Origin of the sequence: Klebsiella sp. D5A (assembly GCF_001620885.1) — a bacterium.
Taxonomy (GTDB): domain Bacteria; phylum Pseudomonadota; class Gammaproteobacteria; order Enterobacterales; family Enterobacteriaceae; genus Klebsiella; species Klebsiella variicola.
In genome coordinates this window covers 1-26,101 of record NZ_LOAR01000025.1, presented here as the reverse complement: position 1 = coordinate 26,101, position 26,101 = coordinate 1, and the positions used below count along the sequence as shown (strand labels likewise).

Genomic DNA, 26,101 nt, shown 5'->3' with positions numbered 1-26,101 from the left:
AGTTCATCAATCATTGCGCCTGCGCAATATCTTATCTCACCGCCCCCACTACTCTCAGATTGTCATAATACTTTGTCGACTGAACGTCGCTGTTGCTTTTCTCTCCGGGATCTTGCCTATGCTCAAACATGTCAATCATGTTGCTAAACGTTTTATTATATATGTTTTTATTTGCTTACTGGCCGGGTTCGGCATTGCCGGAGTGACCGCTTTTTTTCATACCAGTTTCAGCACTACCTCATCAATATTATTTCCTCTACTGACCAGCTTTCTGATGGTCTTTCATATTACTATTGCCTGTTTTATGGGCATGAAATACTGGAGCAGCAAGCGCCGCCTGTACCTTACACCTGTTGCTTTCGGCTTTGCCTGTTCAGCGCTGCTGATGCTGGGCACCCTCAGCAGCTATCCGGACTGGCTTACCTGCAGCACGACCCCGGTCATTAATCAAAATGACGCCGTTATCTATTATTTCTTTCGCAATATAATGATGGCTGTATTATTCATGTCATCTATTGTTTTGTATTACTTCCGCCAGCGCATCATGCACTCGCTGAAAGCACACATAATTACATTCGCGGCATGTATCGTTTTTACATTAACAATTATTTTTTTATCGTGGGTGTACTCCAGCCACTCGCCGTGGCTGAGCGTCAATTTTATCGACGATCTTAGCCATACCTTCACGCCACTGTGGCAAAGTATTATCGGCTGGCTGCTGATGGCTATCTGGTTTATCACGCTTATTTTATTAATTAGCCTGAGTAAATTACGCAATATTTTCTGGTTTAGCGGCGCTTTTTTTTGCAGCGCTTATCTTTACACCCTCTTCCAGCTAGTCTCCACCGCCGGGGACCTCGATCAGACCTGGTACCAGGCGCGTTTTTTCGAAACGCTTTGTACCCTGTTCCTGATTCTGGTGCTGCTGGTCGACGTCTTTATGCTCTACCGTGAGTCTAACCATAAGTATGTCAACTCGTACCAGAACTCGATTCGCGACCCGTTGACCCGGCTTTATAACCGCAGCTTCTTCTACGACACCCTGAACCAGCAGCTGGCGAAGGTAAACCCCCAGCATCCGCTGTCAGTGATTATCAGTGACCTCGATCATTTCAAACGCATCAATGATAACTATGGCCACGTCGCCGGCGACAAGGTGATCCAGTTTGCCGCCTCGGTACTGGAGAACCATTCGCGCGCGGATGACGCTGCTGCCCGCATTGGCGGTGAGGAGTTTGCCCTGCTGCTGGTCAACACCGCCGAGAAAGACGCCCTGGCGATCGCCGAGCGTATCCGCCTGGCCGTCAACGCTGAGCAACACCCTCTGCCGGAGCGAATGACCATCAGTATGGGGTTGTATACGACGCGCGATAGAAGCGTGAGCGCAGAAACGTGCGTCGAGCGCGCAGATGCGGCCATGTATGAAGCGAAAAACAGCGGGCGTAATCGGGTGGTGGTCTGGCGTCACCCTGGCGACTAAAAAAAACGGCCCGGGGCAACCCGGGCCGCTAAAAAATTAATCTTTTGCCTGGAGATCGAGGATATTTTGTTCAAGTTTACGAATTAAGTGGAGCAACGTTTCCACTTCCTGCTTTGAGACCCCCGACAGGATTTCATCGCGGGTCTTGCCTATCACCTCTTCCATCTCATTGATCAACGGTTCAGCTTTTTCAGTGAGCTTGATGCGTTTGGCCCGCCGGTCGCTTGAACAGGTCTGGCGAGAAATAAGCCCTTTCTCCTCCAGCTGATCGAGCGTGCGCACCAGCGACGGCTGTTCAATGCCGATGGCTTTCGCCAGCTGGATCTGCGACTGCTCAGGCGGCAGCTGGTGGATGTTATGCAGCGTGACCCAGTGAGTCTGCGTTAACTCCAGAGGTTTCAGGCGATGGTCGATTAGCGCGCGCCAAACGCGGACTAAACGTGCCAGATCAGAACCAAGTGGCGATTCCAATTTCATCTCCTTATAATTAGCTTGCTAAGTTATTATACTGATTTTAGAATAGTGTGCAGCATTTGAATTATCAAAACAAATGAATTACTTGATTCAACAAAAACCAAAACAATGATTTACACTGTTATAGCGTAGCACGCTCTGAGGTTACCCCTGTAATGGCAAAGGATTTTTGCTTGTGAAACTGAGTCTTAACACATCCGGATTGCCGCTGCAGGACCTGGTGTTCGGCGCGTCCGTCTATTTCCCTCCGCTGTTCAAAGCCGTCTTATTAGGTTTTTTTATCTGGTTGTTTTTACATCGTCAGCTGCGTGACTGGATGTATGCCGGCGACATCTGGCATCCCCTGCTGATGGATCTCTCCCTGTTCGCGCTCTCGGTCTGTCTGGCCCTGGTGTTACTGATTGCCTGGTGATCTCCTTGCTATGAAAAAACTAAAATATCTGTCAACGCTGTTGGTTGCGGCCATCGCCCTGATCGCCGCATGGCTGTTATGGAATTTCTACACCCAGTCCCCCTGGACCCGCGACGGCAAAGTGCGTGCAGAGCAGGTCGGGATCACCCCTCAGGTCTCCGGTAGCATTCTGCAGTTGAACGTGACGGACAACCAACGGGTCAACGCCGGGGATGTTCTGTTCACTATCGACGACACCCCCTACCGTATCGCCGTGCTGAACGCCCAGGCGCAGCAGGCGAAAGCGCAAGCCGAGGTAGCGAAAGCGCAGGCTGAGCAAACGAAGGCCGCCAGCGAGGCACGTCGTCGTCGCAACCTGTCGCAGAATGCGATCTCGGCTGAAGATCTTGAGAATGTCAACACCGCGCTGAATACGGCCACCACCAACCTGGCGGCCGCCAGAGCGGGACTGGGCGTCAGCGAAGCGATGCTGAAACATGCGCAATGGCAGCTAAGCCAAACAACGGTCAAAGCGCCAGTGGACGGCTGGGTGACCAACCTCTCCACCCGCGTCGGCGATTACGCCACTACCGGCCACCCGGTCTTTGCTCTGGTAGACAGCCACTCGTTTTACGTGCTGGGCTACTTTGAAGAGACCAAACTGCGTCATATCCGCATCGGCGATCCGGCGCAGATTATTCTCTACAGTAATCAGCAGACGCTGCACGGGCATGTCGCCAGCATCGGCCGGGCAATTGTCGATCAGAGCGTGGAACAGGGAACCGGGCTGGTGGCCAACATCAAACCGAATATCCCCTGGGTACGCCTCGCGCAGCGCGTTCCGGTGCGGATTGCCTTTAATGAGCTACCGGCGGACGTCACTCTGGTCTCCGGCACCACCTGCACTGTCTCGATCGGCGGGCAGTAATGAATCTGCAGGCCCTGTCGTGGCGCACACTGCCCTGGGTTAAAGCCACCCGTCCACAGTGGCGATACGCGTTGCGTAACGGCATCGCTATGTGTCTCGCGTTAAGCATCGCCTACGCGCTGGATCTCGATGAGCCGTACTGGGCGATGACCTCCGCGGCAGTGGTCAGCTTTCCCACCGTCGGCGGCGTGATCAGTAAAAGCTTTGGCCGCATCGCCGGCAGCCTGCTCGGCGCCTGCGCCGCCCTGCTGCTGGCGGGCCATACGCTGAACGATCCCTGGCTGTTTCTGTTCAGTATTTCCGGCTGGCTGGCGCTGTGCACCTGGGCCTGCGCGCTGTTCACCAACAACGTGGCCTACGCCTTTCAGCTTGCCGGCTATACCTGCGCCATCATCGCGTTTCCGGTGATTAACATCAGCGACAGCTACGAACTTTGGGTGATCGCTCAGTCGCGCGTCTGCGAAGTCATCGTTGGGATCCTCTGCGGCGGACTCATGATGATGATCCTGCCCAGCACCTCCGACGGCAGCAACCTGCTGACGGCCCTGAAAACCATGCACGCCCGGCTGCTGGAGCACGCCAGCCTGCTGTGGGTGCCGGAGACGACGGATGCCATCCGCACCGCTCACGAAAGCGTGATTGGTCAGATCCTCACCATGAACCTGCTGCGCATCCAGGCCTTCTGGAGTCACTACCGCTTCCGTCGGCAGAATCCCCTGCTGAACTACCTGCTGCATCAGCAGCTCCGAATGACCAGCGTCATTTCCAGTCTGCGACGTATGTTGCTGAACTGGCCGGACGCGCCGGCGAACACTCGTCAGGTGCTGGAGTCGCTGCTTGCTGAACTCGCTGCTCCCCATGCTGACAGCTATCATGTCGCCCGCATTCTGGCGCCTCTGGCGCCGCCGCCGGATGCCGATTACCGTCATATCGCCTTTTGGGCGCGACTGCGCTATTTCTGTCGCATTTATCTGGAAAGCAGTCGCTGGATCCGCCGGGTAGAGAATGCGTCGGCGATCGCCGAGTTCAACGTACCTTCGGCGCCAGCCCTGGCCCGCCACACCGACCAGGCAGAGGCCTTGCTCAATGGCATCCGTACTTTTTGCGCGCTGGTGGCGATTGGCGCATGGGGGATCAGCACCCAGTGGACCAGCTGCGCGGCTGCCCTGACCCTGGCCTCCATCTGCTGCGTGCTCTATTCGGTCTCGGCTTCGCCGTTTCGATCGCTGACGCTGCTAATGCAGACCCTGGTGCTGCTGTCGCTGTTCAGTTTTGTGGTGAAGTTCGGCCTGATGGTGCAGATAACCGACCTGTGGCAGTTTCTGCTATTTCTGTTCCCGCTGCTGACCACCATGCAGTTGCTCAAGCTACAGTGGCCCAAATATGCCGGCCTGTGGGGACAGCTTATCGTGTTTATGGGCTCGTTTATCTCCGTCACCAATCCGCCGGTGTACGACTATGCGGCTTTTTTCAATGATAACTTAAGCAAGATTGTCGGCGTGGGCTTTGCCTGGCTGGCTTTTGCGGTGCTCAGTCCGGGATCGGATGCCCGCAAAGGGCGACGCCATATCAGAGCGTTACGGCGTCACTTTGTCGATCAGCTCAGCCGACATCCCCAGCACAGCGAACATGAATTTGAATCGCTGGTGTACCACCATGTCAGCCAGCTCAGTCAGAGTAAAGATGCCCTGGCACGGCGCTGGCTACTACGTTGGGGGGTGGTGCTGCTCAACTGCTCGCACGTCGTCTGGCAGCTTCGGGAATGGGAAACCCGCTCCGATCCCCTCGCCCAGGTGCGCGACCTGTGCATCAATTTGCTGCGCGATGTGATGAGCGAGCGCGGCGTGCAGCAGCGCCCGCTGGCCTCCACCCTGCAGGAGCTGCTGCGGATCTGCGACGTCCTGAACCACCATCATCAGCCAGCGGCCCGGGAGCTGGCCGCCGCAATCTGGCGACTGTATTGCGCCCTGTCACAGCTGGAACAGGCCCCGATCGCCGGCACGATTGGCGAAAAGACTACTTAATCACCCCGCAGGCAAACCGCTCGCCGCCGCCGCCCAGCGGCTGCGGGTTGTCGGCCATATTATCCCCGCCCACGTGGACCATCAGCGCTTTCCCCTTCACCTCATCCAGCGTTTTCAGACGTGGGGCAATAATTGGCTGGTCGGCCACGCCCGCGTCGTTGACCACCAGCAGAGGCAAATCGCCAAGATGCCCGGTGCCCAGCGGCCCTTCGTGTTTCCCGGTATGTTGCGGGTCATAATGTCCGCCCGCCGCCCCGGCGGCCACCGCTTTGCCCTCTTTCATCGCCGGCTGGCAGCTGCCTTCGGCATGAATATGAAAGCCGTGCTTGCCCGGCGGCAATGCCCGCAGTTCGGGGGCGAACTCGAGGCCGCGGTCGGTTTCGGTGATTTTTACACTGCCGATGGACTGCCCGACGCCCTGGGGGGTCACGAGATTAAGTTGAACATCTTCACTGACGGCCTGTGCGCCAGCGCAAAATGCGAGGGATAAGATCGCGAGAATACATCGTTGCATAACACCTCCGGATGGCTGTCTCCCTGTTAAGTGTAAACCAGGAACGCCTTTCCGGAGGCGAAATGCCCGTTACGGTACGTCGTAACCGAGCGCGGCTTTGCGGATACGGAACCACTGCTGACGGGTCATGCTAAGTTTTTCGGCCACGATCGCGGAACGCACGCGTTCGATTTTGCCCGAGCCGATAATCGGCAGCGGCTGCGAGGGCAGACGCAATATCCAGGCGTAGACCACCTGCTCGATGCTGTCGGCATTGAGCTCATGCGCTACCTGCGCCAGCTCATCGCGCAGCGGCTGGAAGCCCTCTTCATTGAACAGGCGTCCGCCGCCAAGGCAGGACCACGCCATCGGACGAATACGCAGCTGCTGCAGCTGATCGAGCGTGCCGTCGAGCAGCAGCGGCTGATGCACCGGCGAGATTTCGACCTGATTGGTGGCCAGGGTAAACGGCAGGCGCGACTGCAGAAGAGTGAACTGGGCTGGGGTAAAGTTAGATACGCCAAAATGGCGCACTTTTCCGCTGTGATGCAGCGCGAGGAACGCCTCAGCCACTTCATCGGCATTCATTAGCGGATCCGGCCGATGGATCAGCAGCAGATCGAGATGGTCCGTCGCCAGATTACGCAGCGATTGCTCAGCGCTCAGCACGATGTGGTCGCGGTCGGTGATATAGTGGCCGATGGTGTTTTCAGCCCGCGCCCGGGTGGCGATGCCGCATTTGCTGACAATTTCCATGCGATTACGCAGATGCGGCGCCAGCTTCAGCGCTTCGCCAAAGGCAGCCTCACACTGATAATCGCCATAGATATCGGCGTGATCGACAGTGGTTACGCCTAAATCGAGATGCTGTTCAATAAAGCTGACCAGCTCGCCTGGCGACATTTTCCAGTCCATCAGACGCCAGTAGCCCATCACAAAACGCGAAAATTCCGGCCCCTGGGGAGCCATAGCAATACGCTGAACCATAACCGCTTCCTCAATAAAAAAGTGTACTGAGTATACGTACTTTTTGGTTTAAAACAGTGAGGGTTGCTGCGGTTCTTCCGCCGGTTCCGGCTTGTTCGCGCGTATTTTGCGCAGCAGCCGTTGGCGGCAGAGACGCAACACCTCCTGTTTCTGCGCATCGCTCATCGTTTGCCAGTTAAAACGTTCCTCACGGCTGCGGAAACAGCCGCGACAGTAGCCGCGCTCGTCGGTCTGACATATTCCCCGGCACGGGCTCTGCACCGGGAAAAACTCTAACTGCTCTGCCACCACACGCCTCCTGTCCCCTCGTATCCTTTCATTGAAGACGTTTCCCCGCGCCGACGCAAATTTTGTTCACTACGTGCTGCGCCAGCTAACATTTTTCCGCCGACGCTTGCATTAGACCAATCGGTCTACTACAGTGTGCTCCATGAACAGACACAGCGAATGCGATACCCGAGAACATATCCTGGTCACCGGCGAGCAGCTCTGCATGCATCGCGGTTTTACCGGAATGGGCTTGAGCGAACTTCTGAAGACGGCGGAAGTGCCTAAGGGCTCTTTCTACCATTACTTTCGCTCTAAAGAAGCCTTCGGCGTCGCGCTGCTCGAACATCACTACACCGGATATCTGCAGCGCCTGGTCGACCACTTCGATCATGGCGACGGCAACTATCGTGACCGCCTGCTGGCTTATTATCAGCACACGCTGAATCAGTTCTGCCAGCAGGGGATTATTAGCGGCTGTCTTACCGTCAAGTTGTCGGCAGAGGTTTGCGACCTGTCGGAAGATATGCGTACCGCCATGGACCATGGTGCCAGTCAGATTATCGCCCTGCTGGGCGACGCGCTGGAGAAAGGACGTCAGGAAGGCAGTCTGGCGTTTGACGGCGAGGCCATGACCCTGTCGCAGGTGCTGTATTCCCTGTGGCTCGGGGCCAACCTGCAGGCCAAAATTACGCGTAGCGCAAGGCCGCTGGAAAGCGCCCTTGCCCACGCCAAACAGATTATTGCGGCGCCTGCGGTATAACAGGCGTTTTTATTTCATCAGTTACTAGACGACCGGTCTACTCAGGAGTCACTATGTCGGAAGCAAAATTATTCAGCCCGTTGAAAGTCGGTGCGGTCACCGTCCCTAATCGCGTATTTATGGCGCCGTTGACGCGTCTGCGTAGCATCGAGCCGGGCGATATCCCTACCCCGCTGATGGGCGAATACTACCGCCAGCGCGCCAGCTCCGGCCTGATCATCACCGAAGCGACGCAGATTTCTGCCCAGGCCAAAGGCTATGCCGGCGCGCCGGGCCTGCACAGCCCGGAGCAGATTGCCGCCTGGCAGAAAATCACCGCCGGTGTTCATGCGGAAAATGGCCGTATCGCCGTCCAGCTGTGGCACACCGGGCGTATTTCCCATAGCAGCCTGCAACCTGGCGGCGGCGCGCCGGTAGCGCCTTCCGCGCTGAGCGCCGGTACTCGCACCTCCCTGCGCGATGAAAACGGCCATGCTATTCGCGCCGACACCTCGATGCCGCGTGCCCTGGAAACCGAAGAGATCCCGGGGATCGTCGACGATTTCCGTCAGGCGGTCGGCAATGCCCGTGACGCTGGCTTCGATCTGGTTGAGTTGCACTCGGCCCACGGCTATCTGCTGCACCAGTTCCTCTCGCCGTCGGCGAACCAGCGTACCGATCAGTACGGCGGCAGCGTGGAGAACCGTGCCCGTCTGGTACTGGAAGTGGTCGACGCCGTGAGCAAAGAGTGGAGCGCTGACCGGATCGGCATCCGCGTGTCGCCGATTGGCAGCTTCCAGAATGTGGATAATGGCCCGAACGAAGAAGAAGACGCGCTGTATCTGATTAGCGAACTGGCGAAACGCGGTATCGCCTATCTGCACATGTCCGAGCCGGACTGGGCGGGCGGCAAGCCGTACAGCGAAGCCTTCCGTCAGAAAGTTCGCGACCGCTTCCCGGGCGTGATCATTGGCGCTGGCGCCTACACGGTAGAAAAAGCTAACGATCTTATCAATAAAGGGCTCATTGATGCTGTGGCCTTTGGCCGCGATTACATCGCCAACCCGGATCTGGTGGCCCGTCTGCAGAAAAAAGCGGCGCTCAACCCCCAGCGCCCGGAAACTTTCTATGGCGGCGGCGCGGAAGGCTACACCGACTACCCTACGCTGTAATCCCTCCATTGATAGCGGCGACGTATCGCCGCTATACTCAAGGTTCTGATCTATCAAATAAACTGCATAGGGGACATTATGCGCTTACTCCACACCATGCTGCGCGTTGGCGACCTGCAACGTTCTATCGACTTCTATACCAACGTGTTGGGCATGAAGCTGCTGCGCACCAGCGAAAACCCGGAGTACAAGTACTCCCTCGCCTTTGTCGGCTACGGCGAAGAGAGCGAAACCGCGGTGATCGAACTGACCTACAACTGGGGCGTGGACAGCTATGAGCTGGGCACCGCCTACGGCCATATCGCGCTGAGCGTCGACAACGCCGCCGAAGCCTGCGAACGGATCCGCCAGAACGGGGGCAACGTCACCCGTGAAGCCGGCCCGGTAAAAGGCGGCACCACCGTCATCGCCTTCGTGGAAGATCCGGACGGTTACAAAATCGAGCTCATTGAAGAGAAAGATGCCGGCAAAGGTCTGGGCAACTAACGCTTCCCGAGCCAGGCCTCTTTAATGCCATGGCTCGCCCGGGCGCTGAGGCGCCCGTTGTTTTCACCCCTGCCTGCTGCAAGCCGCGGCAAAATTTGCCATAATGCGCGCTACTTTTTTCCAGCTAAGAGAATCTGATGTCCGAGAATGCTCAACTGAATGGTCTGTGCGACCGTTTCCGCGGTTTTTATCCGGTGGTGATTGATGTTGAAACCGCAGGATTTAATGCCAAAACCGACGCCCTGCTGGAGATCGCCGCCATTACGTTGAAGATGGATGAGCAAGGCTGGCTGATGCCCGACGAAACGCTGCATTTCCATGTTGAACCTTTCGAGGGCGCCAATCTGCAGCCCGAAGCGCTGGCCTTTAACGGAATTAACCCGCACGACCCGGAGCGCGGCGCCGTCAGCGAATACGATGCCCTGCATGCCATCTTCAAAATGGTACGCAAAGGGATGAAAGAGAGCGACTGCAGCCGGGCCATCATGGTGGCGCACAATGCCACCTTTGACCACAGCTTCACCATGACCGCCGCCGAACGCGCGGGGCTAAAACGCAACCCGTTCCATCCGTTTGTTACCTTCGACACCGCCGCGCTGAGCGGGCTGGCGCTGGGCCAGACGGTGCTGTCCAAAGCCTGTATCGCCGCGGGTATGGCGTTCGATGGCGCGCAGGCCCACTCCGCCCTGTACGATACCGAGCAGACGGCGCAGCTGTTTTGTGAGATTGTGAACCGCTGGAAGCGTCTGGGCGGCTGGCCGCTGCCCGTGGCCACCCCGGAGTAATAAAAAAAGCGACTTCCTGGAAGTCGCTTTTTTACGGATGGCGGGAATTACTCCGCTTTCGGCTCGTCGGTGTGGTACTTCGCCGCCGTCTCTTTGATCAGCTGCTGCAGTTCACCGCGCTGGTACATTTCGATGACGATATCGCAGCCGCCCACCAGTTCACCGTCTACCCACAGCTGCGGGAAAGTCGGCCAGTTGGCGTATTTAGGCAGCTCGGCGCGGATATCCGGGTTCTGCAGGATATCAACGTAAGCAAAACGTTCGCCACAGGCGGACAGCGCCTGAACGGCCTGGGCAGAGAAACCGCAGCTTGGCAGCTTCGGCGACCCTTTCATGTACAACAGGATCGGGTTTTCAGCGATTTGGCGTTGGATCTTTTCTAAAGTCGAGCTCATTGTCGTGCTTCCTTAAACTTCTTTCTACGGCAGTAACTTGTCATTGTAGCGTCCTGTAGGCAGGACGGATAATAACATTTTTTTCACTATTCATATTTTATCTTCTGTTGCGCGAAGTTGCCTTAAAAATATCATTTTGCCGTCGCAGGCGGGCGCTCATTGCGCATTTTCTGTGCGAGACGGTCAATGTCTGACGCGTTTTCTTGCAATCGTTAACCAATCGACATTTTTGATACAAAAGAATATTAACTTTCCGGGTTTTTATGCTTTAGAATCATTCCGGTTTGTCATTCATCGTCAGGCATTTGTACATGTCTGTAATTAATCAGGGGATTGCTCAGTGGCGCGGCTAAACAAAATCGCGATATCGCTCTGTGCATTACTGTTCACATCTATCTCATTCACGCCACTGGCTCAGGCGTCAGGGCATACGCACGCCTCCGCTTCGCCAAAAGCGTTGCCCGCGAAAAGTGGCTCAGAGCGCAAGAAAAAAGCTACCAGTCAAAAAAGTAAAACCACCGCTAAAACCACCAGTAAAAAGTCCTCGAGCACCCGGCTCCCTTCCCGCACTACCGCAGCAAGCCAAACCGCACTTCATCGTCAGGCCGCCGGCGCGACGAAAAAATGCGTGCTGCGTAAAGGTTATAAAAAGCAGTGCGCGAAAACGGTCGCCGCCAGCGCCGAGCCGACCCTGGCGCTGAACAGCGTCAAAAGTAAATGCGTGGTGCGTAAGGGCTATAAAAAACGCTGTAAACCTGAGGCCAGCGATGCGAATTTAACGATCGCCGACGCCCATAAAGTCCGGGTGCAGAAAGCGCAAAGTACCGCCATGAACAAATTGATGGGCCAGTTGGGTAAACCCTATCGCTGGGGCGGCACCTCGCCACGTACCGGCTTTGACTGCAGCGGACTGGTTTATTACGCCTATAAGGACCTGGTTAAAATTCACATCCCGCGTACGGCTAATGAAATGTACCACCTGCGCGATGCGCGTCCGGTGGATCGTGATGAACTGCAGAGCGGCGATTTGGTCTTCTTCCGCACCCGCGGACGCGGTACTGCCGACCACGTTGGCGTCTACGTCGGCAACGGGAAATTTATTCAGTCACCACGCACAGGTCGTGATATACAAATCACCTCCCTGAGCGAGGATTACTGGGTTCGCCATTATGTTGGCGCTCGTCGCGTCATGACGCCGAAAACCATTCGCTGATCCTGGTCTGCCGCTACGGCGGCAGACCGCCTCACCTGCGCGTCTTTCCCTTCTACCGTCAAAGGATACTGCATATTCATCTCCTTGCCCGGCGCTTCCCGACGATAGCGGGTGGGCGACATACCAAAGTGACGGTGAAAGGTCCGGCAGAAAGCGGCCTGTCCGTCGTATCCCAGGCACTGAGAAATACTCTGTATCGACGCCTGCGTCTGCGTTAAATAGATTGTCGCAATGGTCATTTTTCGCCGACTGACGTAGTTCGCCAGCGTGCAGCCGGTCACCATGGCGAACTGCCGCTGGAAATACCAGTGCGAATAACCGGACTTTTTCGCAATCGTGCTTACCGGCAGGGTGTCTAAAATATGGGCTTCGATCCAGTCAACGATCCCCTGTACAACCGGGATCATCTTCGGGCTCACCACCTCACCTGTTTTTGCCATCGTAGCCATCCTGTGGGAAATTCATGTCGGTGGTCATATTTGTCATACAAATAGCAAAATAGACAATGAATTATTGGCATAGCGGCGATTGCCTGGGCGCATATTTTAATTAAGTCATTAATTTTAAAGGCATATCACCCTCAACCATGATGCGCGGCTGCGATCGTCAGAGAAAAAAACAGAAGACGTTAAACCTTCCCTGCGAGAGTCGGAAAAGCGCAGACGGCGTCTCCTTATACATTTTTGCAACATCTGCGAGCGGTTTGACGCCTCGCCCCGTAGAAAACGGTTAAGCCTTCATCAGTTGCGCCTGCGGCAATAGCCTTTATCGTTGTAAGGCTTTTCACTGCTTGCGGCAAATGTTAACATTCTCAATACAATAACAGCCCGTGACGCGACAGCGTCGGGTGGCCAGAACACGATTCAGATGAAAACCTCATCTTGTCAATGTGAGATAAAACAAAAAGTTATAAGGAGAGTAGCAATGTCGTTTGAATTACCTGCATTACCATATGCAAAAGACGCCCTGGCGCCGCACATTTCCGCAGAAACCCTGGAATATCACTACGGTAAACACCACCAGGCGTATGTCACTAACCTCAACAACCTGATCAAAGGCACTGCGTTCGAAGGCAAATCTCTCGAAGAGATCGTCCGCACTTCTGAAGGCGGCGTATTCAACAACGCAGCCCAGGTCTGGAACCACACCTTCTACTGGAACTGCCTGGCGCCGAACGCCGGCGGCGAACCGGAAGGCGAGTTAGCGGCCGCGATTGCCAAATCCTTCGGCAGCTTTGCGGATTTTAAAGCCAAATTTACCGATGCCGCAGCGAAAAACTTCGGCGCGGGCTGGACCTGGCTGGTCAAAAATGCCGACGGCAGCCTGGCTATCGTCTCCACCAGCAACGCCGGTACCCCGCTGACCACCGACGCGAAGCCGCTGCTGACCGTTGACGTCTGGGAACACGCCTACTACATCGACTACCGCAATGCCCGTCCAAGCTACCTGGACCATTTCTGGGCGCTGGTTAACTGGAAGTTTGTTGCGGCCAACCTGGCGGCATAAACGACAAACCGCAGCAGGGTCTCCCCGGCTGCGGTTTTTTTAGCCCTTCCCTACACTCGCGTTACTGGCTGGCAAAGGCCTCTTCCGGCTGCGCTCGTCCGCTGAACCAGACCAGCAGCAGCGCCAGACCGGCGATAATCGCCCCCATCACCGGCACAAACGCATAGCCCAGTCCGCCAGAGATCACCGCCCCACCGGCGGCGGCGCCCAGCGCGTTGCCGAGGTTGAACGCGCCGATATTCACCGAAGAAGAGAGCCCCGGCGCTTCATGCGCCACGCGCATGACCCGCATCTGCAGCGGCGGAACCACCGCAAAGGTGGCTGCGCCCCAGACAATCATGCTGATGGCCGCTCCAGCCTGGGATTGCGCCAGCAGCGGGATCGCCAGCATGATCGCCATCAGCAGCAGCAGAAAGCCTTTCAGCGTGCCAGAGACCGACCGATCGGCGAATTTGCCGCCCAGATAGTTGCCCAGCGAAAAACCAACGCCAATCAGCACCAGCATCGCGGTAATAAACAGCGATGAAGCGTGGGTCAGCGTATTGAGCACTGGCGAGATATAGGTATACAGCGTAAACATTGCCCCGGCACCGAGCACGGTAGTCAGCAAGGCGGAGAGTACCTGCGGGCGTAGCAGGACTGAAAGCTCTTTTTTGACATCCGGGCGCTCACCGGCGCTGCCCTTCGGCAGAGAGAACCACAGACTGACCATCGCCAGCAGGCCTAACCCCGCTGTGGCCAGGAAGGACATCCGCCAGCCGATGGTTTCGCCAAGCCAGGTGGCCGCCGGTACACCGCCGATGTTGGCGATGGTGAGCCCCATAAACATCGTGGCTACCGCGCTGGCCTGCTTATGCTTTGGCACGACGCTGGCTGCGACCACTGACCCCAGGCCAAAGAAAGCACCGTGGTTGAGGCTGGTAATGATGCGCGACAGCAGCAAGGTGGTGTAATCCGGCGCAATGGATGACAACAGGTTGCCGACGGTGAAGATCCCCATCAGAAAAATCAGCGCATTGCGCCGCGCGCGATGTGACAACAGCAGGGTCATCAACGGCGCGCCGACCATGACGCCGATGGCATACGCACTGATCAGCATTCCCGCCACTGGGATTGAGACGTCCACACCTTTCGCAATCACCGGCAGCAATCCCATTGGGGAGAACTCCGTGGTACCGATGCCAAAGGCGCCGATCGCCAGCGCAAGTAAAGGAAAGTTGATTTTCATTCAATGACTCCATCAGACCGTCAGAGACGACGGCGTAACATCAGAAGTCAAAAGCATGACATCAATCACAAAAAAACAAAAGTGAACGAAATGACAAAAGATTTTTGCAGAATTGATAATAATGGCGGGATACGGGGAGGAGGCCGCGCTCCTCCCTCACTGGAACATTAGTGCAGTATGGCGGTCAGGCTGAAAGCAACGATCACGCCGAGGGCAATAACCGTGGTGATCAGCGAAAACTTTAAATTGGTATCCATCATTTTTCCCTCTTGTTATCCCCACACCAAAAGTGAGCTTGCTCATTTTTGCACAAAAAATCGCAAAAATCTTCCGGGATTTAGGGCGATGCACATTTTTGCTCTTCCACTTTGCCCCAAGATCGGACAAAATCCCACGCTAATTTAAAAGCGTATCGGCCATTGACCCCTTCCTGTCGTTCTGTGTCGTTTTCCCGACGTGATGCAATGTTGAAAATTGTATTCAGGGTGTGTGTAGGCAAACGTTTACGTATCGATGATCAGGCGATCAGGTCAAGGCATGGAGTGAGATGTAATGGCAACTATTAAAGATGTAGCGAAGCGCGCAAACGTTTCCACTACAACTGTATCACATGTAATTAACAAAACCCGTTTCGTTGCCGAAGAGACGCGCAATGCGGTGTGGGCAGCGATCAAAGAGCTGCACTACTCGCCGAGCGCCGTGGCCCGCAGCCTGAAAGTCAATCATACTAAATCGATTGGTCTGCTGGCGACCAGTAGCGAAGCCGCCTATTTTGCTGAAATTATTGAGTCTGTTGAAAAGAGCTGCTTCCAGAAGGGCTACACCCTGATCCTCGGCAACGCATGGAACGATCCGGAAAAACAGCGCGCCTATTTGTCGATGATGGCACAGAAGCGTGTCGACGGCCTGCTGGTGATGTGTTCCGAATATCCGGATTCGGTATTGAGCATGCTGGAAGAGTATCGCCATATCCCGATGGTGGTGATGGACTGGGGCGAAGCAAAAGCCGACTTCACCGATGCGGTGATCGATAACGCCTTCCAGGGCGGCTATATCGCCGGACGCTACCTGATTGAACGTGGCCATCGTGAAATCGGCGTGATCCCGGGTCCGCTGGAGCGCAACACCGGCGCAGGCCGCCTGGCCGGCTTTATGCAGGCGATGAAAGAGGCGCATATCAGCGTGCCGGAAAACTGGATTGTGCAGGGCGACTTCGAGCCGGAGTCCGGCTACCGTGCTATGCAGCAGATCTTAAGCCAGCAGCACCGTCCGACGGCGGTGTTCTGCGGCGGCGATATCATGGCGATGGGCGCTATCTGCGCGGCGGATGAAATGGGGCTGCGGGTGCCGCAGGACATTTCGCTGATCGGTTATGATAATGTGCGTAACGCCCGCTATTTCAGCCCGGCTTTAACCACTATTCATCAGCCGAAAGATTCCCTGGGCGAAGCCGCATTTAACATGCTGTTGGATCGTATCGTTAATAAGCGTGAAGAGTCGCAGTCTATCGAAGTGCATCCTCGTCTGGTCGAACGCCGCTCCGTGGCGGATGGCCCGTTTGTCGATTATCGTCGGTAAGGCATCTGGCGGGCGCGGATCACTCCGGCGCCCGCAGCCATTCCCGATTCAGCGTGTCGCTGTCCCCCAGATAGTCGAGCATCCAGTTCAGCGCCGGTGAGGCATCACTCTGCTGCCAGGTCAGACAGCAGGCGGCATCCGGGAACGGATTCTCCAGCGCCAGCGCGGTCCACACGCCGCGATCTACCCATGGTCGGGCGAAATGGCTCGGCACCATGCCGACGCAGAGGCCCGCCGACAGACAGGTGGCCGACGATTCCCAGTCGGGGACCACCACCCTCTTCTGGTTATCCAGCAGCCAGGTTGTTCGTTTGGGCAGTGAACGTGACGTATCCTCCCGCACCAGCGACGGCCAGTTACGCAGGACATCATCGCTCAGGGGTCCCTCCATCTTCGCCAGCGGGTGATCGCTCGCCACCACGCAGTCCCAGCTCAGCATCCCCATATCGCGAAACGCATAGCGGCCCCCGACCGGAATAGATCGCGTTGCGCCAATCGCCAGTTCTACACGGCCGTCGGCCAGCGCATCCCATACGCCGTTGAACACTTCCTGGAAAACGATGAGCTCGACGTCGGGAAAATGGCGATAGAAATCGACGATCATCTGGCGCATCCGCGCCGGTTTCACAATATCATCCACCGCGATCGACAGCTGCCCGCGCCAGCCGTTGGCGATTTGCTGGCACTGCTGGCGGGTGATCTGCATTTTTTTGATAACAGAGCGCCCTTCCTGTAAGAACCAGACCCCTGCGGGCGTCAGCTCCACATCACGATGGCGGCGCTCAAACAAGGGAACGGCCAGCCACTCTTCAAGCTGACGCACGGTATAGCTGATGGCGGAGGGCACCCGGTGCAGCTCCTGCGCGGCCGCGCTGAAGCTGCCGTTGCGGGCCACGGCATCAACCACTTCCAGAGAGTATTCAGACCACATTTTCTGCCTGCAAAATTTTTGAATGCATGTGACAAATATTAGCGTTTCACAAGCCACAATGCACTCCCTACACTCTGCGGCATCGTACCTGTACTCCAAAAATGAGAACGTTATGTCACAACCTGGGAAAGGATTTTTAGTCTGGCTGGCCGGCCTGAGCGTGCTGGGCTTTCTGGCCACCGATATGTACCTGCCGGCGTTTGCCGCCATGCAGCAGGATCTCAATACCTCCGCTGCCTCCATCAGCGCCAGCCTGAGCCTGTTCCTCGCCGGCTTCGCGCTGGGGCAGCTGTTCTGGGGGCCGCTGTCGGACCGCTATGGGCGCAAACCGGTGCTGTTGAGCGGCCTGGCAATTTTCGCGGCCGGCTGTCTGGGGATGCTGTGGGTGCACAACGCTACCCTGATGCTGGCGCTGCGCTTTTTGCAGGCGATTGGCGTCTGTGCCGCGGCCGTTACCTGGCAGGCGATGGTCACCGATTACTATCCTGCCCAGCGCACGAACCGCATCTTCGCCACCATTATGCCGCTGGTAGGACTGTCGCCAGCGCTGGCCCCGCTGCTGGGTAGCTGGCTACTGGTGCACTTCGAGTGGCAAGCCATCTTCGCAACCCTGTTTGCCATCACTCTGCTGCTGATGCTGCCTGCCCTGCGCCTGAAGGCAGCCGCAAAGTCGGTAGCAGTGACGCAGCAGAAGATCACCTTTCTCGCGCTGCTGCGCTCCCGGGAATACAGCGGCAACGTCCTGATCTACGCCGCCTGCTCCGCCAGCTTCTTCGCCTGGCTTACCGGTTCACCTTTTATCCTGCACGAAATGGGCTATGGCCCAACCGCTATCGGCCTGAGCTATATCCCACAGACCATCGCCTTTCTGGTGGGCGGCTATGGTTGTCGCGCGCTGCTGCAAAAATGGTCAGGACAACAGATGCTGCCGTGGCTGCTGGTGGTCTTCGCCGTCAGCGTTGCCGCCACCTGGCTGGTCGGCCTGCAAACGCATGCCTCGCTGGTGGCGTTAATGATCCCGTTCTGCATGATGGCGGTGGTCAACGGCGGGATCTATCCCATTGTGGTCGCCCAGGCGCTGAAACCCTTCCCGCAGGCAACGGGCCGCGCGGCGGCGCTGCAGAATACGCTGCAGCTGGGATTGTGCTTCCTGACCAGTTTGCTGGTATCGGCGCTGATCGCCACGCCGCTGCTGACCACCACCAGCGTGATGCTGGTCTCGATTGGCTTAGCCGGAATCGGCTATCGCCTGCAGCAAACGCCGGAGCTGACCCCCCACTCTTCCCACGCGTAACGCCCATCGCCGTTGCCCGGACCAGTCGTTAGCATGCTAAGAAAATTTTATTGAAAGCCAGTACTTAGCGTCCTATACTGGATCCGGGTTCACATAAATAGAAAATAGTTAAATATTAACGGATGCAGGATGCCTCCGTTTCACCATGGAAGGCCTTTCGGCAAGGGTTATCTCCCTTCCTCTGTTCTACGTCGGATAGCGACTTCACGGATTATCCGTGAGATTTCTCACAAAGCCAAAAAAGCGTCTACGCTGTTTTAAGGTTCTGATCACTTGGGCGTGATGGAGAAGCTATGAGTTCATCGTGTATAGAAGAAGTAAGTGTACCAAATGATGACTGGTACCGGATTGCAGCTGAATTATTGGGCCGTGCGGGAATAGAAATCAATGGCTCCGCGCCGTCAGACCTGCGAATTAAAAACCCTCTTTTCTTTAAACGTGTCCTGCAGGAGGGGTCGCTGGGGTTAGGCGAAAGCTATATGGACGGCTGGTGGGACTGCGAGCGTCTGGATATATTCTTCCACAAAGTGCTTCGCGCCGGACTGGAAAAACAGCTCCCTCACCATTTCAAAGATACACTCCGCATCGCAGGCGCTCGCCTGTTCAATCTGCAAAGTAAAAAACGCGCCTGGATTGTTGGCAAAGAGCATTACGATCTCGGCAACGATCTCTTCAGCCGAATGCTTGACCCCTACATGCAGTATTCCTGCGGATACTGGAAAGAGGCGCAAACCCTCGAAGCGGCGCAGCAGGCTAAACTGGATCTCATCTGTCGTAAGCTGGAGCTTGAGCCGGGGATGCGGGTACTGGACATCGGCTGTGGATGGGGCGGGCTCGCCGAGTATATGGCGCGAAATTACCAGGTCAGCGTTGTCGGCGTGACCATCTCCGCCGAGCAGCAAAAGATGGCCCAGGCGCGCTGCGCTGATCTTGACGTGGAGATTCGGCTCCAGGACTATCGCGATCTGCACGACAGCTTTGACCGTATCGTCTCCGTCGGTATGTTCGAGCACGTGGGACCGAAAAATTACGCCACCTACTTTGAGGTCGCGGATCGTAATTTGAAACCCAACGGCCGTTTCTTACTGCACACCATCGGTTCCAAAGTCACCGACCATAACGTCGACCCGTGGATCGATAAATATATCTTCCCCAACGGCTGTCTGCCGTCGGTTCGGCAGATCGCCGATGCCAGCGAGAAGCACTTTGTGATGGAAGACTGGCATAACTTCGGCGCCGATTATGACACCACCCTGATGGCCTGGTATGAGCGTTTTCTCGCCAGCTGGCCGGAAATTGCCGATAACTATTCTGAACGTTTCAAACGGATGTTCAGCTATTATCTGAACGCCTGCGCCGGCGCCTTCCGCGCCCGTGACATTCAGCTCTGGCAGGTAGTGTTCTCGCGCGGCATTGAACATGGGCTACGCATCGCCCGCTAACAAAATCTCCCCCGCTCACCGGCGGGGGATTTTTTTCAGGCTTCATTCACCTTAGACGCAACGTCTTTCGCGGCCAGCACGCGTTCAACCGTATCGACAACCGCCTGAGTTTGCGGGTCAATCTCAATATTGACGCGGTCACCCAGCTTTTTCGCGCCCAGCGTGGTCCGCTGCAGCGTTTCCGGGATAAGATGCACGCAGAAGCGGGTTGCCGTCACCTCGCCCACCGTCAGGCTAATGCCATCAATACCGATGAAACCTTTATAAAGGATATATTTCATCAGCGTCGGATCCTGCACTTTAAACCAGATCTGACGGTTATTTTCGGAAGTGAGGATCTTCACGATTTCCGCGGTGGTCATAATATGGCCGGACATCAGATGCCCGCCGATTTCATCACTGAATTTCGCCGCCCGCTCGACGTTCACTTCATCCCCGATCTGAATATCGCCGAGGTTGGTAATCCGCAGCGTCTCTTTCATCAGATCGAAGCTGATGTGCGCGCCGTTTATTTCGGTCACCGTCAGGCAACAGCCGTTATTGGCTACCGAGGCGCCGGTTTCCAGCCCCTCCAGCATATGCGCCGGTAGCTCCACCACATGGGTGCGAAAATTGGGTTTATCATCAATGGATACCACTTTCGCGGTTCCCTGAACAATACCAGTAAACATGTTAGGCTCCTGTTGAAAATCATGACGGTATCATTACCGTTTTCGCTATCGGGAACAATAACAGGAGGGCAAAGCGGTTGCCAGCGCGCTTCGTGCCTCGACTCTTTTTTCACTGGCTTAATGGCTAATCCTCGCTACAATAGACTGGAAATTCCTCATTTTTATCCCCTTGCTGCCAGTTACGGCGGCTTTTTTAGTCTCAAAATAACAACAAAATAAAGGTGTTCACGTGCAGAAGTATTTCGTTGAAGCGCGTCAGTTATTAGCTCTGGCTATACCCGTCATCCTTGCGCAGGTGGCGCAGACAGCGATGGGTTTTGTCGATACCGTGATGGCGGGTGGCTACAGCGCCACGGATATGGCCGCCGTGGCCATCGGGACCTCCATCTGGCTGCCGGCGATCCTCTTTGGCCACGGGCTGCTGCTGGCGCTGACCCCGGTGGTGGCGCAGCTTAACGGCTCCGGACGGCGGGATCGCATCGCACAGCAGGTGCGTCAGGGCTTCTGGCTGGCCGGCTTTGTCTCGGTGCTGATTATGGTCGTGCTGTGGAACGCCGGCTATATCATCAGCTCCATGCATAATATCGACCCGCTGTTGGCTGAGAAGGCGGTTGGCTATCTGCGCGCGCTGCTGTGGGGCGCGCCGGGCTATCTGTTCTTCCAGGTTGCCCGTAATCAGTGTGAAGGGCTGGCGAAAACCAAACCCGGGATGGTCATGGGCTTTATCGGCTTACTGGTCAACATTCCGGTGAACTATATCTTTATCTATGGTCATTTCGGCATGCCCGAGCTGGGCGGTGTCGGCTGCGGGGTAGCGACTGCTTCGGTTTACTGGGTGATGTTCGCCAGCATGCTGTGGTGGGTGCGTCGGGCGCGTTCGATGCGGGATATCCGCTGCGCCGAGCACTTCAGCCGCCCCGATTTCGCCGTCCTGTTACGGCTGGTGCAGCTGGGGCTGCCCATTGCTCTGGCGCTGTTCTTTGAAGTCACGCTGTTTGCCGTCGTCGCGCTGCTGGTCTCCCCGCTGGGGATCATTGACGTCGCCGGTCACCAGATCGCGCTTAACTTCAGCTCATTGATGTTCGTTCTGCCGCTATCGCTGGCGGCGGCGGTCACCATTCGCGTCGGCTTCCGTCTCGGACAAGGTTCAACGATCGATGCCCAGGTTTCGGCCCGCACCGGCGTGGGCGTGGGCGTCTGTCTGGCGGTATTTACCGCTATCTTTACCGTGCTGATGCGTGAACAGATTGCCCTGCTGTATAACGATAATCCCGAGGTGGTGCTGCTGGCCTCACACCTGATGCTGCTGGCGGCTATCTATCAGATCTCCGACTCCATCCAGGTGATCGGCAGCGGCATTCTGCGCGGCTATAAAGATACCCGGTCTATCTTTTTTATTACCTTTACCGCGTACTGGGTGCTGGGTTTGCCGAGCGGCTATCTGCTGGCGTTGACCGATATGGTTGTGCCACGCATGGGGCCCGCCGGTTTCTGGTGTGGATTTATCATCGGCCTGACCTCCGCCGCCATCATGATGATGCTGCGGATGCGTTTTCTACAGCGCCAGCCCTCCAGCATCATCTTACAGCGCGCCGCGCGCTAGTCCCTGCAAAGCCCGCCCCTCCGGCGGGCTTTTTCGTTCTCCGGCATTGCGACCACGTTGTACATTCCGTTACTCCCCGACACCAAAGACTCACTGATGGCACTCCCCGAGACGCATATAGTGTGGTCAACAGCCCCGCAGTGGGGTTACTCAAGAAACCAATTCGAGGATTTCAGAATGAAAAAAGTATTAGCTCTGGTTGTTGCCGCTGCTATGGGTCTGTCATCAGTTGCTTTCGCTGCCGATGCCGCAAGCGCCACCCCGGCCGCAGCTGCCAGCCATACCACCGTTCACCATAAGAAACATCACAAAGCGGCCGCGAAACCGGCAGCCGAGCAGAAAGCCCAGGCGGCGAAGAAACACCACAAAGCCGCTGCAAAACCGGCTGCTGAGCAAAAAGCCCAGGCGGCGAAGAAACACCATAAAGCCGCTGCGAAACCGGCAGTAGCGCAGAAAGCCCAGGCGGCGAAGAAACACCATAAAGCCGCTGCGAAACCGGCAGTAGCGCAGAAAGCCCAGGCGGCGAAGAAACACCATAAAGCCGCTGCGAAACCGGCAGTCGCGCAGAAAGCGCAGGCTGCAAAGAAACATCATAAAGCGGCACACCACGCAGCTAAACCGGCGGTTAAACCGGCGGCATAATGGTCAGGGCGTTAAGGTGATAAACCGGCGCTGAACAGCGCCGGTTTTTTTTCAGGAGGACATCATGCTGCAACGCTATCGCTTCGAATTGCTGCTGTTACTGCTCATCGTCTGCGCGCTGTTTACCCTGCGCTTGATGTTTAAATAGCGGGCTGCTGAACCCATTTACGGGCCGGCGGCGTATAGTCGCGAAAACCGGCGATAATCTCGTCTGCCGAGGTAGCAAACGGCAGCATCTCCGCGTAGCGCGGGTGCATAAATCCTTCCCGTACCATGTTGTCGACCATCGCCTGAAGCGGATCGTAATAACCCTTGATATTCAGGAACGCGCACGGTTTCTCATGGATCCCCAGTTGCGCCCAGGTCCATTGTTCGAAAATCTCTTCGAGCGTCCCCGCCCCGCCCGGCAGGGCAATAAAGCCATCCGCCAGCGCCGCCATTTTGGTTTTCCGCTCGTGCATATCCTCGACCACATGCAGCTCCGTCAAGCCGCGGTGGGCAATTTCCCGCTCCACCAGGCCGCGCGGCATCACGCCGATCACCACGCCACCGGCCTCCAGCGCCGCATCGGCGACCGCCCCCATCAGACCGACTTTGCCGCCGCCATAGACAAGCGCCAGCCCCTGCTGCGCCAGCGTACGTCCGACCAGACGGGCGGTGTCGAGATACAGCGGATGTTCGCCAGCTGAAGAACCGCAAAAAATACCAATCGATTTCATCTTCGTTATGACTCCTTCTCTTCTGGTGGCCGATAATTTAACACAACGGCAACCCTACCGCGCAGAGTTAGACGGGCAGAAAAAAGCGAGTCATGACGCTCGCTGGCGAAGAAATATCCTTGTGGTTCAGTAAAATATATCCGGAATGGGTAAAAGTTCCGCAATCGCATGCAATGTGCAAGAAAAGTGACGTTTACCTCTTGCCACATCCTCTCCCTGCCGCTAATATGCGTCCCCGTTGTCACCACAACATTGCGTTCGTAGCTCAGTTGGTTAGAGCACCACCTTGACATGGTGGGGGTCGTTGGTTCGAGTCCAATCGAACGCACCATAATGCGTTTATAGCTCAGTTGGTTAGAGCACCACCTTGACATGGTGGGGGTCGTTGGTTCGAGTCCAATTAAACGCACCATAATGCGTCTGTAGCTCAGTTGGTTAGAGCACCACCTTGACATGGTGGGGGTCGATGGTTCGAGTCCATTCAGACGCACCAAGCTGTTTTCCCTTCCTGATTACACAGCCTCGTTCTTGTCAAATAACGCGCTTTGTTTATGAACTCCAGATCAGCCTGCCATTTCTCACAGTACTTCACTTCCAGCGAGTCCAGATCCTTATAAAATCCTTCCCAGCGCCCTGTCGCACGGCCCCCATACCACTCGCTTTGTTGCTTTACTATTAACCGGTTGACCACATTCTTCACCAGCGGATCCCGTACTGCCAGCGCCTGCCTGATTTCTTCTGCCGTCACTTTCCCGTCGCGGTTGCTGTCCATCTCCGCCATCAGATCACGATAAAACTGTGTTACCAGACCGTACTGATACCCCGCGCCCTGTTCAGCCGTTCGGCTTATCGTCCCGAACGCCTGGGGGATCCAGGGCTGTTCATCACATCATCACCGCTATCTTCCTCCAGCGCCCGGAACCCAAGTAACCCATTGATAAAGAATCTATGAGAGTCTCCTGCATTGATTCAGCTTGTTGTTCGACCCTGAACTTTCATGCGGTAGATAAAAATCATACACCATACTTAACGCGCAAAAATTTCTTTATTTTCCCCGCATTATCCAATGGGAAGTTTTGAATGTTTCCGTTACTTTTGATTTGATAACCAGATAATTGAGAATCTTTTTCCCCATCCAAATTCTTTATATACCCTCGCCCTTCGTCATGTTTATATGATTTAACCTCATAATAATACGGATATTCGACACCATTGCCTTCATAATTTACATGCCATCGAAGAAGAACAACAACATTTCTATACCCATTTATTTGCATAAAGAAAATGGTCATTAATTCCACCGGGGCATCAGAGTAATAGAAGGTATCGACTTTAGAATTATATAACTTACCATTATTAATACAGCTTAGATAAAAATATATATCCCTTTTATCAGGCGCATATTGAAAACAAATAAATCCATTAGTAAAAGAGTTATCTTCAAATGGTCCCTGAACAAGGGCGTTAGGTTATCACCGCACGCATAAATCATGCTTGAAAAGAAGAGTAACACAAGAACCAACATTCTTGTAATGCTATTTTTCATTTTATCCTCAATAGAAAATTTCATTTTCTATTAACTTTGCTTCGCCATCTCTACGTAGTCCAAGCCCTCGCTGATGGGGCCATAAACGCTTCATACTTCTCAAACGCTCAGGAATTTTTTTATATTACCCTGCTCAAAATCATCACGAATCTCTCTCATTTCACGACGTCTATCTATTAGATCTCCTGGCTTAGGAAGTGCTAATGATGGCCCACGATTATATACTAATGATAGTATGGCTCCGGCACTGTCTGGAGGAAGAATTATTGCCTGGGGATAAATATCAACAACGATCTGACAATATCGCTCTTTTAATACCATGGCCATATCTAATGCTTTATCTTTTTCGATTGTAATGTCAAACAACTCATGGACAATTGCTCGAGCCTCGTTACCTTTCTTACCAATTGCAGAAAGTAATCTTTCAACCTGTGAATTAGAGTAATACTCAGATAGCAATGCCCTTGCCGATGAAGTAGTTTGCTGCCCCAAATCATATCCATATCCGACAGTGACGCCACTTGATTGGTCTCCTTCTGGGACATATGGTTTAGGCATATATGCCTCCCAGGATAATATGAATTCTGCTGATTTCTTTGAAATTCTATAAACACCTAAAGTTGTTTGGAATTCAATCACATCTGTAAATTTATCAATAATAGCATCTAAAAACACCACCGGATGAAAATGCCATACCGCCTCATCCTTATCAAACGGCGGCACCTTACTCATCCATTCCAGATCCGCCTGCCATTTCTCGCAGTATTTCACCTCCAGCGAGTCCAGATCCTTATAAAACCCTTCCCAGTGCCCTGTCGATCGGCCCCCATACCTTTCGCTGTGATGTTTGACTACCAGCCAGTTGACCACGTTCTTCACCAGCGGATCCCGCACTGCCAGCGCCTGTCTGATTTCCTCTGCTGTCACTTTCCCGTCGCGGTTGCTGTCCATCTCCGCCATCAGGTCACGATATAACTGTGGTACCAGACCGTACTGATACCCCGCGCCCTGTTCCGCTGTCCGGCTTATCGTCCCAAACGCCTGGGGGATCCAGCTCTCATACGGGCTGTTCATCACATCGCCCCCGCTGCTTTCCTCCAGCGC

General features: G+C 55.3%; 30 protein-coding genes and 3 tRNA genes. 19 read left to right on the top strand and 14 right to left on the bottom strand.

The features are described from left to right. Positions 1–118: 118 nt before the first annotated feature. Positions 119–1,480 (top strand): sensor domain-containing diguanylate cyclase, encoded by a 1,362-nt coding sequence (locus tag AS136_RS24865; RefSeq protein WP_016161199.1) that lies wholly within the window; start codon positions 119–121, stop codon positions 1,478–1,480. Positions 1,481–1,516: 36 nt separating this feature from the next. Here the strand turns inward: AS136_RS24865 and slyA are convergent, their stop codons facing one another. Then, the gene (gene slyA, locus AS136_RS24860) at positions 1,517–1,957 is read right to left on the bottom strand and encodes a transcriptional regulator SlyA (RefSeq protein ID WP_008804631.1); all 441 of its coding nucleotides are present in this window, start codon (positions 1,955–1,957) and stop codon (positions 1,517–1,519) included. Between the two features lie 172 nt (positions 1,958–2,129). Here slyA and AS136_RS24855 point away from each other — a divergent pair, with 172 nt between their 5' ends. From AS136_RS24855 to AS136_RS24845, 3 genes are read left to right on the top strand one after another with little or no spacing between them, the layout of a single operon-like run. Further along, positions 2,130–2,366 (top strand): DUF1656 domain-containing protein, encoded by a 237-nt coding sequence (locus AS136_RS24855; RefSeq protein ID WP_004143834.1) that lies wholly within the window; start codon positions 2,130–2,132, stop codon positions 2,364–2,366. A 10-nt stretch (positions 2,367–2,376) separates the two neighbouring features. Further along, entirely contained in the window at positions 2,377–3,273 is an 897-nt protein-coding gene (locus AS136_RS24850) for an efflux RND transporter periplasmic adaptor subunit (RefSeq protein ID WP_012968041.1), read from the top strand. After that, on the top strand, positions 3,273–5,297 hold the full coding sequence (locus AS136_RS24845; RefSeq protein ID WP_023297740.1) for an FUSC family protein: 2,025 nt from the start codon (positions 3,273–3,275) through the stop codon (positions 5,295–5,297). The genes AS136_RS24850 and AS136_RS24845 overlap by 1 nt, the downstream gene beginning before the upstream one ends. Here AS136_RS24845 and sodC read toward each other — a convergent pair. The 3 genes from sodC to AS136_RS24830 all read right to left on the bottom strand — a co-directional run bounded on the left by sodC (position 5,290) and on the right by AS136_RS24830 (position 7,068). Next, the gene (gene sodC / locus AS136_RS24840) at positions 5,290–5,811 is read right to left on the bottom strand and encodes a superoxide dismutase [Cu-Zn] SodC (RefSeq protein WP_008804628.1); all 522 of its coding nucleotides are present in this window, start codon (positions 5,809–5,811) and stop codon (positions 5,290–5,292) included. The genes AS136_RS24845 and sodC overlap by 8 nt on opposite strands. 69 nt (positions 5,812–5,880) lie before the next feature. Further along, on the bottom strand, positions 5,881–6,777 hold the full coding sequence (locus AS136_RS24835; RefSeq protein WP_008804627.1) for an aldo/keto reductase: 897 nt from the start codon (positions 6,775–6,777) through the stop codon (positions 5,881–5,883). A gap of 48 nt (positions 6,778–6,825) precedes the next feature. After that, positions 6,826–7,068: a DUF1289 domain-containing protein gene (locus AS136_RS24830; RefSeq protein ID WP_008804626.1), complete on the bottom strand. Its 243-nt coding sequence runs from the start codon at positions 7,066–7,068 to the stop codon at positions 6,826–6,828. Positions 7,069–7,207: 139 nt separating this feature from the next. Between AS136_RS24830 and AS136_RS24825 the strand changes: the two genes are divergently transcribed. The 4 genes from AS136_RS24825 to rnt all read left to right on the top strand — a co-directional run bounded on the left by AS136_RS24825 (position 7,208) and on the right by rnt (position 10,229). After that, positions 7,208–7,807 carry a TetR/AcrR family transcriptional regulator gene (locus AS136_RS24825; protein ID WP_008804625.1) on the top strand — a complete coding sequence of 200 codons (600 nt, stop codon included), beginning with the start codon at positions 7,208–7,210 and terminating at the stop codon, positions 7,805–7,807. 53 nt (positions 7,808–7,860) lie between these two features. After that, a complete protein-coding gene (nemA, locus tag AS136_RS24820) occupies positions 7,861–8,958 on the top strand; it encodes an alkene reductase (RefSeq protein ID WP_012968038.1) in 1,098 nt (365 codons plus the stop codon). 78 nt (positions 8,959–9,036) lie between these two features. Then, positions 9,037–9,444, top strand: coding sequence for a lactoylglutathione lyase (gene gloA / locus AS136_RS24815; RefSeq protein ID WP_002907764.1), 408 nt, complete (start codon positions 9,037–9,039; stop codon positions 9,442–9,444). Positions 9,445–9,581: 137 nt separating this feature from the next. Continuing rightward, positions 9,582–10,229, top strand: coding sequence for a ribonuclease T (gene rnt / locus AS136_RS24810; RefSeq protein ID WP_008804623.1), 648 nt, complete (start codon positions 9,582–9,584; stop codon positions 10,227–10,229). Between the two features lie 47 nt (positions 10,230–10,276). Here the strand turns inward: rnt and AS136_RS24805 are convergent, their stop codons facing one another. After that, complete coding sequence (locus AS136_RS24805; protein WP_002907768.1) at positions 10,277–10,624, bottom strand: Grx4 family monothiol glutaredoxin; 348 nt, start codon at positions 10,622–10,624, stop codon at positions 10,277–10,279. A 340-nt stretch (positions 10,625–10,964) separates the two neighbouring features. On the opposite strand from AS136_RS24805, the gene AS136_RS24800 reads away from it, so the two are divergent. Continuing rightward, on the top strand, positions 10,965–11,837 hold the full coding sequence (locus AS136_RS24800; RefSeq protein WP_012968037.1) for a C40 family peptidase: 873 nt from the start codon (positions 10,965–10,967) through the stop codon (positions 11,835–11,837). On the opposite strand, the gene AS136_RS24795 is transcribed toward AS136_RS24800, so the two are convergent. Continuing rightward, a complete protein-coding gene (locus AS136_RS24795) occupies positions 11,792–12,277 on the bottom strand; it encodes a helix-turn-helix domain-containing protein (protein ID WP_008804621.1) in 486 nt (161 codons plus the stop codon). The genes AS136_RS24800 and AS136_RS24795 overlap by 46 nt on opposite strands. Positions 12,278–12,761: 484 nt before the next feature. Between AS136_RS24795 and sodB the strand changes: the two genes are divergently transcribed. Next, positions 12,762–13,343, top strand: a complete 582-nt coding sequence (sodB, locus tag AS136_RS24790; protein WP_002907771.1) for a superoxide dismutase [Fe] — start codon at positions 12,762–12,764, stop codon at positions 13,341–13,343. A 61-nt stretch (positions 13,344–13,404) separates the two neighbouring features. Here the strand turns inward: sodB and AS136_RS24785 are convergent, their stop codons facing one another. Then, positions 13,405–14,571, bottom strand: coding sequence for an MFS transporter (locus tag AS136_RS24785; protein WP_002907773.1), 1,167 nt, complete (start codon positions 14,569–14,571; stop codon positions 13,405–13,407). Positions 14,572–14,738: 167 nt separating this feature from the next. Further along, positions 14,739–14,831: a cytochrome bd-I oxidase subunit CydH gene (gene cydH / locus AS136_RS28405; protein WP_012968036.1), complete on the bottom strand. Its 93-nt coding sequence runs from the start codon at positions 14,829–14,831 to the stop codon at positions 14,739–14,741. 292 nt (positions 14,832–15,123) lie between these two features. Here cydH and purR point away from each other — a divergent pair, with 292 nt between their 5' ends. Further along, positions 15,124–16,149, top strand: coding sequence for an HTH-type transcriptional repressor PurR (gene purR / locus AS136_RS24780; protein ID WP_004202888.1), 1,026 nt, complete (start codon positions 15,124–15,126; stop codon positions 16,147–16,149). A gap of 19 nt (positions 16,150–16,168) precedes the next feature. Here the strand turns inward: purR and punR are convergent, their stop codons facing one another. Beyond that, positions 16,169–17,080 (bottom strand): DNA-binding transcriptional activator PunR, encoded by a 912-nt coding sequence (punR, locus tag AS136_RS24775; RefSeq protein ID WP_012541515.1) that lies wholly within the window; start codon positions 17,078–17,080, stop codon positions 16,169–16,171. A 112-nt stretch (positions 17,081–17,192) separates the two neighbouring features. On the opposite strand from punR, the gene punC reads away from it, so the two are divergent. Continuing rightward, complete coding sequence (gene punC / locus AS136_RS24770; RefSeq protein ID WP_012541514.1) at positions 17,193–18,374, top strand: purine nucleoside transporter PunC; 1,182 nt, start codon at positions 17,193–17,195, stop codon at positions 18,372–18,374. A gap of 293 nt (positions 18,375–18,667) precedes the next feature. Further along, a complete protein-coding gene (gene cfa, locus AS136_RS24765) occupies positions 18,668–19,816 on the top strand; it encodes a cyclopropane fatty acyl phospholipid synthase (RefSeq protein WP_008804616.1) in 1,149 nt (382 codons plus the stop codon). 35 nt (positions 19,817–19,851) lie between these two features. Here the strand turns inward: cfa and AS136_RS24760 are convergent, their stop codons facing one another. Further along, on the bottom strand, positions 19,852–20,487 hold the full coding sequence (locus AS136_RS24760; RefSeq protein WP_012541513.1) for a riboflavin synthase: 636 nt from the start codon (positions 20,485–20,487) through the stop codon (positions 19,852–19,854). Between the two features lie 229 nt (positions 20,488–20,716). On the opposite strand from AS136_RS24760, the gene mdtK reads away from it, so the two are divergent. From mdtK to ydgU, 3 genes are all read left to right on the top strand, one after another. After that, the gene (gene mdtK / locus AS136_RS24755; RefSeq protein ID WP_016161206.1) at positions 20,717–22,090 is read left to right on the top strand and encodes an MdtK family multidrug efflux MATE transporter; all 1,374 of its coding nucleotides are present in this window, start codon (positions 20,717–20,719) and stop codon (positions 22,088–22,090) included. Between the two features lie 177 nt (positions 22,091–22,267). Then, the gene (gene asr / locus AS136_RS28005; protein WP_046882409.1) at positions 22,268–22,732 is read left to right on the top strand and encodes an acid resistance repetitive basic protein Asr; all 465 of its coding nucleotides are present in this window, start codon (positions 22,268–22,270) and stop codon (positions 22,730–22,732) included. A 64-nt stretch (positions 22,733–22,796) separates the two neighbouring features. Then, positions 22,797–22,880 carry a small membrane protein YdgU gene (gene ydgU / locus AS136_RS29435; RefSeq protein ID WP_002907795.1) on the top strand — a complete coding sequence of 28 codons (84 nt, stop codon included), beginning with the start codon at positions 22,797–22,799 and terminating at the stop codon, positions 22,878–22,880. Here the strand turns inward: ydgU and AS136_RS24745 are convergent. Further along, positions 22,873–23,451 carry an LOG family protein gene (locus AS136_RS24745; RefSeq protein WP_008804612.1) on the bottom strand — a complete coding sequence of 193 codons (579 nt, stop codon included), beginning with the start codon at positions 23,449–23,451 and terminating at the stop codon, positions 22,873–22,875. The genes ydgU and AS136_RS24745 overlap by 8 nt on opposite strands. Positions 23,452–23,705: 254 nt before the next feature. Here AS136_RS24745 and AS136_RS24740 point away from each other — a divergent pair. The 3 genes from AS136_RS24740 to AS136_RS24730 all read left to right on the top strand — a co-directional run bounded on the left by AS136_RS24740 (position 23,706) and on the right by AS136_RS24730 (position 23,944). Beyond that, a tRNA-Val gene (locus AS136_RS24740) sits at positions 23,706–23,782 on the top strand. A gap of 4 nt (positions 23,783–23,786) precedes the next feature. Continuing rightward, positions 23,787–23,863, top strand: a tRNA-Val gene (locus AS136_RS24735). A 4-nt stretch (positions 23,864–23,867) separates the two neighbouring features. Continuing rightward, positions 23,868–23,944, top strand: a tRNA-Val gene (locus AS136_RS24730). On the opposite strand, the gene AS136_RS29165 is transcribed toward AS136_RS24730, so the two are convergent. The 3 genes from AS136_RS29165 to AS136_RS28905 all read right to left on the bottom strand — a co-directional run. Then, complete coding sequence (locus AS136_RS29165) at positions 23,933–24,232, bottom strand: EF-hand domain-containing protein (protein WP_023297743.1); 300 nt, start codon at positions 24,230–24,232, stop codon at positions 23,933–23,935. The two genes, AS136_RS24730 and AS136_RS29165, sit on opposite strands and share 12 nt — an antisense overlap. Before the next feature lie 232 nt (positions 24,233–24,464). Further along, positions 24,465–24,743, bottom strand: coding sequence for a hypothetical protein (locus AS136_RS24720; RefSeq protein WP_032738860.1), 279 nt, complete (start codon positions 24,741–24,743; stop codon positions 24,465–24,467). Between the two features lie 353 nt (positions 24,744–25,096). Beyond that, a partial coding sequence (locus AS136_RS28905; protein WP_228140429.1) for a pesticin C-terminus-like muramidase occupies positions 25,097–26,101 on the bottom strand: 1,005 nt, incomplete at its 5' end.